Origin of the sequence: Clostridium sp. BL-8 (genome assembly GCF_002006495.1) — a bacterium.
In the GTDB taxonomy this organism is placed as follows: Bacteria; Bacillota; Clostridia; order Clostridiales; family Clostridiaceae; genus Clostridium.
In genome coordinates, this window is sequence record NZ_LZZL01000022.1 from 23,437 (window position 1) to 35,225 (window position 11,789).

Consider the following 11,789-nt stretch of genomic DNA (forward strand, 5'->3'; position numbering starts at 1 on the left):
ATTAAGGTGGGAAAAGGAATATGATTAAAATCTTAATAGTGGATGATGAACCATTTATCCGCCAAGGTCTTAAGATTCTAATTAATTGGGAAAAGTATGGTTATGAAATTATTGGTGAAGCCGCAAATGGTATTGAAGCAATAAAGGAATTAGAGAAAAAAGAGATAGATTTGATAATTGTAGATATAAAAATGCCTGAAATGAATGGTATTGAATTAATTGAACATGTAAGAAATAATATATCAAATACAATTAAATTCATAGTATTAAGCGGCTACTATGAATTTGAATATGCTAAAAAAGCAATAAAATACAATGTAACTGATTATGTTTTAAAGCCCATTAGAAAAGATGAATTAATCAAAGTTTTAAATAGCTTCAAAGACGAATATATTAAGCAGGAAAATCAAAAAATCATACAAAAAACAAAAGATAAGGTTTTGTATGATAAATATTTAAGCGAGATAATAAATGGAAAATGTGATAATGCTACTTTAGAATATGTTAATGAATATCAGAATTTTTCAAAAGACTTACGATATGTAATCATAGAAATTAATTATTATGATGACGCTTATAGCAATATTACTGATGATGAAAAACGAAATGGAAAAGAAGTATTTTATAAAAAGATGATAAGATGGCTTGGAGAAAATTGTTATAATGTAATTTTTGATGGAAGCAAGTATAAAAATTATTATGATATTGGATTTATATATGATAAAAAATTAGCAGAAGAGTACGGTTTAAATGAAAATGAATACATTGCAAAATTGCAAAAGGATATGAGGAAAAATCAAAAATATGATTTTTATATTTACATTGGGGAGAAAGTAAGCAGTATTAGAGAATTATCAATGTCATATAAAACTGCTATTATAGCTAAATTATTTTCAGATTTTTCAAATGGAAATATTATTTCATATTATGATCAAATTATAGAAAAAAAGGAACTTAGCTATGATGTAGAAAAGCAATATATGGATGATTTAATCCATGAAATAGATGAAAATAATAAAGAAGAAATTATAAAATGTGTTGATAAAATTTATGATAGCTTTAGGGAGTGTAAGATAGATTTGGAAATTATAAACATAAATATAAATTATTTGTTGTGTAATCTGGTTAATATTGCAAGAAGGTTAGATCTCGAAGCTAATCAGGAAGAGGTTATGAAATATATTAGTTCAATTTCCTTCGAGCAAATAATAAGCAGAGGGAGTGCAAAACATTTAAAAGATTTTTCGTTAGAGTTTTCAAAGTATTTAAGCCAATTGAGGCAAAATTCAGTTCAAGGAATTTTAAGTCAAGTTGATAAGGAAATATCAGAGCACTATATGGAAAAATTAAGTTTAAAGTATTTAAGTGAAAAGTATTTTATTAATAGCGCATATTTGGGACAAATTTTTAAAAAGAAATATAAGGTGTGTTTTAAAGATTATTTAAATACATATAGGGTTGAAAAAGCAGCAGAATTATTAAAAAGCAGTAATGATAGAGTTTATAGTATTGCTGAAAAAGTTGGTTATAGCAATCCGGATTATTTCATTAATAAATTTGTTCAAATTAAAGAAAAAACACCAATACAATATAGAAAACAATTTTTAACTTAATTGAGATATTGTTATATATAAGAATTATTTAAAGATAGGAAGACAAGTTTATGAGTGAAAATCCGATTATTTGGGCTGATTATCCAGATCTTGATCCAATAAGAATAGATGATACTTACTATATGGTTAGTACCACAATGCATTTTATGCCAGGCTGTGTTATATTGCGTTCATATAATCTTATTAATTGGGAAGTAGCTACTTACGTATATGACATTTTAGAGGATACACTAGATCAAAAGCTAGAAGATGATAAGCAAATTTATGGAAAGGGGATGTGGGCAGCATCACTGCGATATAATAAAGGAAAATTCTATGTGTGTTTTGTAGCAAATGACACTCATAAGACTTACCTATATACAGCTATGGATATTACAGGTCCGTGGGAAAAGAATAATATTGAAGGATTTTATCATGACTGCTCACTGCTTTTTGATGATGATAGAGTTTATATAATTCATGGAAATAATGAAATTCATATTACGGAATTGAAAGATGACCTTTCAGGTCCTAAGTTAGATGGATTAGATAGAATAATTGTAAGAGAAACGCAAGAGTATTATCTTGGTTATGAAGGCGCTCATTTCTATAAAATTAATGGTAAATATTATGTTTTTTTTATTCACATGCTAAAGTCTAAAAATGGGCATAGAACTCAAGCATGTTTTGTATCTGACTCTATAGAGGGAAAATTTGTTGGTGGAGAAGTATTTGATGATGATATGGGATTTCATAACTCTGGTATAGCACAAGGAGGAATAGTGGATACTCCAGATGGAAAGTGGTATGCTATGCTGTTTCAAGATCGTGGCGCCGTTGGACGTGTACCTGTTATTGTTCCAATGCACTTTGAAAATGATTTCCCAGTATTTAATGAAAAGGCACCTCAATACATTGAGATTCTAGATAATAAACCAGGATATGAATACAAATTACTGGTTGGAGATGATGACTTTATTTATAAGCCTGATAAGAAGGGGAAAATTAAGTTAAAAGAGTTTTGGCAATGGAATCATATACCAAATGATAAATTATGGTCAGTTACAGAAAAATCCGGGACATATCGTATTCACTCAGGAAAAGTTTGCCCAAACATAAATTATGCAGTAAATACTCTAACACAACGAGCTATGGGACCAAGGAGTGAGGCAATAGTAACTTTAGATGGCAAGGAACTTAGGAATGGTGATTATGCAGGCTTATGTTTTCTAATAAGTTCGTATGGATTAATTGCACTTACAAAAGAAGACGAACAATTTTACTTAGTAATGTTAGCAAAATGTACTGATGATAAATCAATCTTTGGAAATTTAATAGATAAAGAGCCTGGAGTGGAGTATGGAAGAATTCCTGTAAAACATGCTAAAGTAACACTAAAAGCATATGGTAATTTCGAAAATAAAATAGATGAATGTGAGTTTTACTACCAGGATGGAGAAGCATGGATAAAGCTTGGCATTACACATAATCTTGTATGGAAGATGGATCAGTTTGCTGGATGCCGTTTCGGTTTATTTCTGTTCTCTACAAAGGAAATTGGTGGAAGTGCTGAATTTTCAAAGTTTAAGTATAACATTTTGAAGTGAAAAATTAACTTATCAATTAGGGAAGGAAGAAATATTTTATGATATATAAAGAGAAAGAAGATTTAAAATATGTACTTTGTTATACAAGAAAACCACAGGAAAATTTGATTTATTCTGAAAAATTAGCATATAGTATGCATCTTGCTTACAGTGAAGATGGAGTGGGATTTCAGGAGTTAAATCATAATTCGGGAATTTTATTTGCTAAAGCAACAGAAAATGATAATGGATCTCTTAATGCAAAAAGCTTGAAAAATCCATATATTTTTTATTTTGCAGATGGTACTTTTGGTGTTGTTGCTATACGTACAGAGGCAGAGGGTAACAATGATGAGCAGAGTAAAGGGCGAGTGCTTCTATTTACTTCAGAAGATCTTTTGCAGTATAAGGAAATTGGATTGATTGATTTAAAAGGAGAAACTTATGTAAGTGATATTAAATGCCAGTATGATGAGGATAAAAAAGTTTATATAATTTGTTGGAGTGACGAAAGTGGGAATTATTATAAGAATTTTACTGCTGATATATTGAATATAAACAGTGCTTCGATACCTGAAAAGACAGAAGCTTTTGTTATAGAAAATGTTAATACAGAAATAGAGGGAGTAGTACCAAGGAATGTTATAAGTGTATCGATGGAAGTGGCACATCACCTTATTTGTAAACTTATAGTGCCTACTAATGTGGAAATAAAAGTACCTGAAAGTGTGAATATTACATCAGAAAAAGAACTAAAAGTTGTGAAGGCTACTGCTATTTATAGTGATGGAACAACAGCCATGAAGAATGTAGATTGGAATTTATCGGAAATAGATTGGAATAAGTCAGGAAAGTATAGAATAACTGGTAAAGTACATCAAGATCATTATGAATTCCCTATTGCTACTGACCGTGCGGACCCATGTATAGGAAAATGGAAGGGAAAGTATTATTTTATTGCAACAAATGATGCTGATGGAAATCACAGCTTATATATGAGAGAAGCAGATAACATACCAGATTTATTAAAGGCTGAAGAAAAATTGATAATCGATTCTAATATGTATGAGGATATTAAAGGTCTTTTATGGGCACCAGAATTTCACATAGTTGAAGGAGATTTATATATCTTCCATGGGGCAACCTCAGGAGAGTTTTTTTATGAAGAATCACATGTTATGAAGCTAAAAAAGGATGGAAATCCAATGAATGCAAAAGATTGGTCTAGGCCACACCGTGTAGTAAAGAAAGATGGAAATTATTTATGTGAAGCAGGGAAAACCATTTCTCTTGATATGACAAATTTCGAAATAGACGGAGAGTATTATGTAGTTTGGTCACAACGTGAATTTTTACCAGAGGATCTTGGGGCATGGCTTTATATTGCTAAAGTTGATTCAAAGGAGCCATGGAAGCTAATAAGTGATCCAGTAGTTATTTCTAAGCCAGATTATGGCTGGGCAAATAACAATGTTTTTGTTGATGAAGGACCATTTACTTTGATAAGAGATGGAAAGGTATTTTTAACTTTTGCTAGTGCAATGATAGATGCGACTTATGTTGTAGGAATTCTATGTGCAGATAAAAATGCAGACTTGTTAGATCCTGCTAATTGGACAAAGGGAAATTATCCTCTACTTACTTCTAGAAGTGCACCAGGAGAATACGGTCCCGGTCATAATTCTTATGTTACAGATGAAGATGGAAATGTATGGAATGCTTATCATGCGAGACCAGGAGTTAATGGACCTAGATCTTCTGGACTTCGTCGTGTTCATTTTGATATTGATAATTATCCAGTGCTTGATTTAACAGAAGAAAAGGATTTAAATCCAGAGTTAAGAAATGTGATTATGGATATTATTGTAAGGTGATTAACGCCCTGTATCCTATGAAAAGTGGGCAAAACTAATTACAGCTACATTAAATCATTTAATAGATAGATATGGTAGAGAAGAAATAGTCATATGGCCGATTGAAGTATGGAATGAGCCTAATATTGCATTTTGGGCTGGAACCATGGAAGAATACTTCAGGCTTTATGACTATTTCGGCATTTATTGTTGGTTGGAATATATGTAGAAATGCATAATTTTTAATGTTTTTTATATAATTTGTTAGGTTGTTGGATGTATGCACAAATGATAAACTTTATCTTGTAAACAAAACGTTTACAAGATAAAGCTCATAATTATTAAAATATAAATATCTAAATAATATGATAGGGGGAAATTTAATGAAAAAAACAAAACTCATTACTAGTATGCTTTTAACAGGATTTATCTCATTAAGTCTTCTTGCAGGTTGTGGTAATCAAACAAAGGATACAAGTACTAGTAATGGAAAAATTAAGGAATTCACAGCATTCTTTGCTGTTGCAGGAAAGGAAATTCCTGATAATGACAGAGTGAAAAATGTAATAGCTGAAAAAATAGGAGCTAAAGTAAATGAACAATGGCTTACAGGACAAACAGCTAAAGAAAGAATTGGGGTAATGATTGCAGGAGGTGAATATCCAGATTTTATTGAGGGAGGAGAAGGAACTCAAGCACTAGTAGATGCAGGTGCACTTATTCCATTGGAAGATAAGATAGACAAATATCCTAATATTAAAAACTATTTAACACCTGATGAATGGGAAAAATTAAGAAAGCCTGATGGGCATATTTATTATATACAGCAGTTTGGAAAGACTAGAGGAAAAGATACACAAGTACAACACAATGATGAGGCTTTCTGGATTCAAAAAGCAGTTTTAGAATGGGCTAATTATCCACAAATAAAAACTGTTGATCAATATTTTGATTTGATTGAGAAATATAAAGCAGCAAATCCAACAATAAATGGACAACCAACCATAGGCTTTGATATTTTATGTGATGATTGGAGATATTTCTGTTTGGAAAATCCACCTCAATTCGTAGCTGGATATCCTAATGATGGAAAAGCAATTATAGATAAAGCAACACTTACAGCTAAAAACTATAATACAATTCCAGAAGCACAAAAATATTTTAAAAAGCTAAATGAAGAATATAATAAGGGAATTATAGATCCTGAAACATTTACATTATCTTATGACCAATATAAATCAAAGCTTTCTACAGGTAGAGTTTTAGGCATGATTGATCAGCATTGGGAATTTGAAGATGCAGAAAAAGCATTAAAGCAACAGCATATGGATGAGAAAACTTGGGTGCCATTAGGTTTGACCCTTGATCCTAATGTAAAACCACAATATAGAGCTCAACCAGCCTTTAATACTGGAAGTGGACTTGGAATTACAACTAGCTGTAAAGATGTAGATGGAGCATTAAAAGTTATAAATGATTTATTATCTAATGATGTATTAGCATTAAGATGGTGGGGAGAAAAGGATAAAGATTATAAAGTAGATGATAAAGGTGTATTTTATATGACAGATGAACAGAGAGAAAATTATAGAAATCAAGATTGGATGCAGGCTAATCAATGCAGATACTCTTATTTCCCTCAATATGCTACAGGTTATTTAGATGATGGCATTAATTGTATATGGCCAGAACAACAACAAGGTGAATTTGAAGCCACTTTATCAGATGATGATAAGAAGGTTTTGAATGGGTATGGTTATAAGAAATGGACTGACTTCCTCAATGTTCCACCTGAAAAGAATGAACCTTGGTATCCAATTTATTCAGCAACTGGTGGTTGGTCTGCGGATGATCCACAAAATATGGCAATGATAAAAATGGATGATATTAAAAAGAAATGGCTTCCAAAGGTTGTTATGTGTAGCACAAGTGATTTTGACTCAACATGGAATGAGTATCAAACAACATTAACAACTCAAGCAGATATAAAGGCATATGAAGATGCTCTTACTAAAGAGGTAAAGAGAAGAGTAGAAAAATTCAAGAACTAAATAGTATATAACAAATAGGGTATCTTTTTAGATACCCTATTATTAAAAAATATAAGAAAAATAAGAAAAGGGAGAGTTATTATGGAATTAGGAGTAAAAGATCCGAAATTACATGTAGAAATAAAAACAAAAAAGAATATATTCGAACAAATGAAGAAGCAGAAAACTCTAATTATTATGTCTATTCCATTTGTAATATGGGTTGCAGTATTTTGTTATGCGCCTCTTATTGGGTGGGTAATGGCATTTCAAAAGTATAAACCAGCAAAAGGCATCTTTGATCAGACTTGGTGTGGTTTTGACCAATTTAAAATTTTATTCAAAGATCCAAGTTTTTTAAATGTTTTAAGAAATACGTTATGTATGGCCATAATTAATTTAGCCTTGAGTTTTATTTGTTCAATTGGCTTTGCATTATTGCTAAATGAAGTAAGAAGAGTTTTGGCTAAGAAATTTGTACAAACAGTATCTTATCTTCCACACTTTCTTTCATGGATAATCGTAACAGGTCTTGTACAAATGATTCTTTCACCAGATCCAGGCATTATAAACCAAATATTAATGGGATTACATGTAATAAGTCAACCTATTAATTTCTTTGCAAATCCCAAATACTTTTGGGGAATTGTTGGATTAACTAATGTTTGGAAAGAAGTTGGATGGGGAAGTATTATTTATCTTTCAGCGATCACAGCTATTAATCCGGATTTATATGAAGCAGCGGAGATAGATGGAGCAGGAAGATTTAAAAAGATGTTACATGTTACATTGCCAGGTATTAAGCCAACAATAATTATATTACTTATTATGAATCTTGGAAATGTTGTAAATGCAGGTTTTGAAATTCAATATATACTTGGAAATGGTCTTATTCTAGATGTATCTCAAACAATAGATATTTTTGTTTTGAAATACGGTATTAGTTTAAGTAATTACTCCTTGGCTACAGCAGCAGGTATATTTAAAAGTGTAATAAGTATAATCTTAATATTTATAGCAAACCGTTTTGCAAAATCAGTTGGAGAAGAAAGGCTATTCTAAAGGAGGAGAATTTAAATGGTAGGGACTAAAAAAAGAAGCAGACATGATAAGATATGGGACACTATTATAGGAATATTTATGGCAATATTTGTGGTTGTAACTCTATATCCAATATTAAATACATTAGCTATTTCATTCAATGATGGTGTTGATTCAGTAAGAGGTGGTATTTATATATGGCCAAGAGTATTTTCTCTTCAAAACTATAAAACAGTATTTCACAACCCTAACTTAACACAAGCAGCATTTATATCGGTTTCAAGAACCGTAATTGCTACAGTAGTACAAGTGTTTTTAACAGCAATGCTCGCATATGTTTTAAGTAGAAAAAAATTTATATTTAAAAAGCAGCTTTCAATAGTATATGTGTTAACAATGTATGTTAATGGTGGAATGATTCCAACCTATGTATTAATGAAAGATTTACACTTAACAAATAATTTTTTGGTATACATTTTACCAGGCTTAGTTGCTGCATTTAATATGATTGTTTTAAGAACTTATATGAATGGCTTGCCAGATAGCTTAGTTGAATCTGCAAAAATTGACGGTGCAGGAGAGTTTAGAATTTTTATTCAAATTATCTTACCATTATGTAAACCTGCACTTGCAACAATTGCACTGTTTATTGCAGTTGGACAATGGAACTCTTGGTTTGATTCTATGCTTTATTGTGCACAGAGTCCATCTTTAACAACCCTTCAATATGAACTTATGAAGGTTTTATCTGCTGCAACACAACAAGGGGGGGCTGGTACTGCTGATATAGCAAAAAATTCTGGAAGTATTGTAACATCACAATCTATTCGTTCAGCTATTACAATTGTAACAGCATTACCAATTGTTTTCATTTATCCATTCTTACAAAAATACTTCATTTCAGGTCTTACTATTGGTGGGGTAAAAGAATAAAAATTAACAAGAATTTAAGATGTTTAATTATATTATATGAGGAGTAATTGTAATGAGTGCTTATAAAACAAATTCGTATAGTAATGTATTTAAGGAATGCGGATATGCTCCATGTGATATTGAAAATAGATTAGAGAATATCTACAATACTATATTTTATGGAAATGATAATGAAAGACTATACCATCCCTTTGGGGAGGATATGGCATATTTCGTGGATACAGGAAACAATGATGCAAGAACAGAAGGAATGTCTTATGCCATGATGATGTGCGTTCAAAGGAATATGAAGGAAGAGTTTGATAGACTATGGAAATGGACGAAAACCTATATGTATATGGATAAAGGCTTAAATAAAGGTTATTTTGCATGGTCCGTAAGTCCTAATGGAGAAAAAAATTCATATGGACCAGCCTCTGATGGTGAAGAATATTTTGCTATGGCATTATTTTTTGCTTCGCATAGATGGGGCAACGGAGACGGGATTTTTAATTATTCAAAGGAAGCAAAAGATATTCTCCATGAATGCATACACAAAGGAGAAAACGAAGATGGAGAACCAATGTGGGATAAGGAAAATAAATTAATAAAATTTGTACCAGGAGTTAATTTTACAGATCCATCATATCATTTGCCTCATTTTTATGAATTGTTTTCTATTTGGAGCAATGAAGAAGATCGTGAATTTTGGAAGGAAGCAGCAAAAGCTAGCAGGGAATTTCTAAAGAAGGCTTGTCATCCTATTACAGGTTTAGCTGCTGAATATTCATATTATGATGGAAAGCCATATGATAAAAATAAGCATGAAAGATATTATAGTGATGCATATAGGGTAGCAGCAAACTTAGGATTAGATTATGAATGGTTTGAAGCTTCTGATTGGGAATGTGAATGTGCTGATAAGATTCAAACCTTTTTCTGTGAGACAGTTAAAGAAAAGAATGATTTGGTGTATGAAATTGATGGAACTATCATTGAAGAAAAAGCGCTACATCCAGTAGCTATTATTGCAACTAATGCAATGGCCTCCTTAGCCAGTAAGGGGAAGTACAGGAAAGAATGCGTTGATTTACTTTGGAATACGCCTCTAAGAACTGGGAATAGAAGATATTATGATAATTGTCTATATTTATTTGCTTTTTTAGCGTTAAGCGGAAATTATAAAATTTGGATGTAGGAGGAGACAGGTATGAGTAAAATAAGAAATCCAATTTTATCAGGATTTTATTCAGATCCATCAATATGTGCAGTAGGAGAAGACTTTTATTTAGTTACATCTACATTTGCGTACTTCCCAGGAGTTCCAATATTCCATAGCAGGGATTTAGCTAACTGGGAACAGATAGGAAATATATTTAATAGAAAATCGCAGTTAAATTTAACTGGCATAGAACATTCACAAGGAGTATATGCGCCAACATTACGGTATTACGATGGAATATATTATTTAATAACAACAAATGTTCCTCATGGTGGTAATTTTATTGTTAAAGCAGAGAAACCAGAAGGGCCATGGTCTGATCCCTATGTGTTAGAAGGAGCGGAAGGTATTGATCCAAGCTTATTTTTTGATGATGATGGAAGAGCATATTATGTTGGCACAAGACCAAATCAGAAAGGTGTACGTTACAATGGAGATTGGGAAATCTGGATTCAAGAATTGGATTTAAACAATCTATGTCTTGTAGGAGATAGCCATAAAATTTGGAAAGGTGCCATGAGAAATGTAATTTGGCCTGAAGGCCCTCATGTATATAAAAAGGATAATTATTATTATTTAATGATAGCAGAGGGAGGAACTGCATCAGAACATTGTATTACTATTGCCAGAAGTACTTCAATTTACGGAGAATACGAGGGAAATCCACGTAATCCAATTCTTACGCATAGACATTTAGGAATGAAATATCCAATAAAAAATGTTGGTCATGGAGATTTAGTAAAAACGCAAGATGATAAGTGGTTTATGGTAATGCTCGCAAGTAGAACATGTGATGGGTATTGCAATACTGGGAGAGAGACATTTTTGGCAAAGGTAATATGGGAAGAAGATTGGCCAGTAGTTAATCCTGGTTCAGGCATTTTACAATTAGAACAGGAGCATGAACTTGAAGAATATGAAATAGAGCCCAAAGAATGTTGTTATCATTTTTATGGAAAGACATTAGAAAATAATTGGATGTTTTTAAGAAATCCAAGTGAAAATTTATATTCTCTTACAGAGAGGGAAGGATGTTTGCGTCTATATTTAAAGGAGCAGTCATTAAAGGATTTGGATAATCCAGCTTACATTGGAATTAGGCAAAAAGATTATTATTATGTTGTATCTACTATGATGGAATTTAAACCTATGGCTGAAAAAGAAAGTGCAGGAGTAGCTATAGTACAAAATAATAAATATCATATTAGATATGAATATATAAGGAAATATGGGAAAGATGTATTACAAATCGTAGAGTGTAGTAATGGAGAAGATATTCTAATTAATGAAATTCAAATAAGTTCAAATAGATTGTATTTAAAATTAGTAAGTAAAGGACAAAAATTATCTTTTTATTATGGAATCGATGGAGCTGACCATAAGTTATTATATAAAAATTTGGATACCACAAATTTAAGTACGGAAGTGGCTGATGGATTTGTGGGATGTACAATTGGGATGTATGGAAGCGGAAATGGAGAAAAAACTAATAATTATGCGGATTTCTTTTGGTTTGAGTACAATCCTATAACAAAGTAAAAGCTAAATTGAGG

At 31.5% G+C, this 11,789-nt stretch carries 8 protein-coding genes and 1 pseudogene; all 9 read left to right on the forward strand.

The features are described 5' to 3' along the window. The first annotated feature begins 20 nt into the window (after window positions 1–20). The 9 genes and pseudogenes from CLOBL_RS09550 (at window position 21) to CLOBL_RS09590 (ending at window position 11,775) form a co-directional block, all read left to right on the forward strand. Window positions 21–1,613, forward strand: a complete 1,593-nt coding sequence (locus CLOBL_RS09550; RefSeq protein WP_077858809.1) for a response regulator — start codon at window positions 21–23, stop codon at window positions 1,611–1,613. A 50-nt stretch (window positions 1,614–1,663) separates the two neighbouring features. Further along, entirely contained in the window at window positions 1,664–3,199 is a 1,536-nt protein-coding gene (locus CLOBL_RS09555) for a glycoside hydrolase 43 family protein (RefSeq protein WP_077858810.1), read from the forward strand. 38 nt (window positions 3,200–3,237) lie between these two features. After that, window positions 3,238–5,052, forward strand: coding sequence for a family 43 glycosylhydrolase (locus tag CLOBL_RS09560; RefSeq protein WP_077858811.1), 1,815 nt, complete (start codon window positions 3,238–3,240; stop codon window positions 5,050–5,052). 22 nt (window positions 5,053–5,074) lie between these two features. Then, window positions 5,075–5,260: pseudogene (locus tag CLOBL_RS09565) on the forward strand (hypothetical protein); the annotation flags it as partial. Window positions 5,261–5,414: 154 nt separating this feature from the next. Continuing rightward, a complete protein-coding gene (locus tag CLOBL_RS09570; RefSeq protein ID WP_077858812.1) occupies window positions 5,415–7,082 on the forward strand; it encodes a sugar ABC transporter substrate-binding protein in 1,668 nt (555 codons plus the stop codon). A gap of 81 nt (window positions 7,083–7,163) precedes the next feature. Beyond that, window positions 7,164–8,123 (forward strand): ABC transporter permease subunit, encoded by a 960-nt coding sequence (locus CLOBL_RS09575; protein ID WP_009169315.1) that lies wholly within the window; start codon window positions 7,164–7,166, stop codon window positions 8,121–8,123. Between the two features lie 15 nt (window positions 8,124–8,138). Then, entirely contained in the window at window positions 8,139–9,035 is an 897-nt protein-coding gene (locus tag CLOBL_RS09580) for a carbohydrate ABC transporter permease (protein WP_077858813.1), read from the forward strand. Window positions 9,036–9,087: 52 nt separating this feature from the next. Then, entirely contained in the window at window positions 9,088–10,212 is a 1,125-nt protein-coding gene (locus CLOBL_RS09585) for a glycosyl hydrolase family 8 (protein WP_077858814.1), read from the forward strand. Window positions 10,213–10,224: 12 nt separating this feature from the next. Beyond that, entirely contained in the window at window positions 10,225–11,775 is a 1,551-nt protein-coding gene (locus CLOBL_RS09590) for a glycoside hydrolase family 43 protein (RefSeq protein ID WP_077858815.1), read from the forward strand. Window positions 11,776–11,789: the final 14 nt, after the last annotated feature.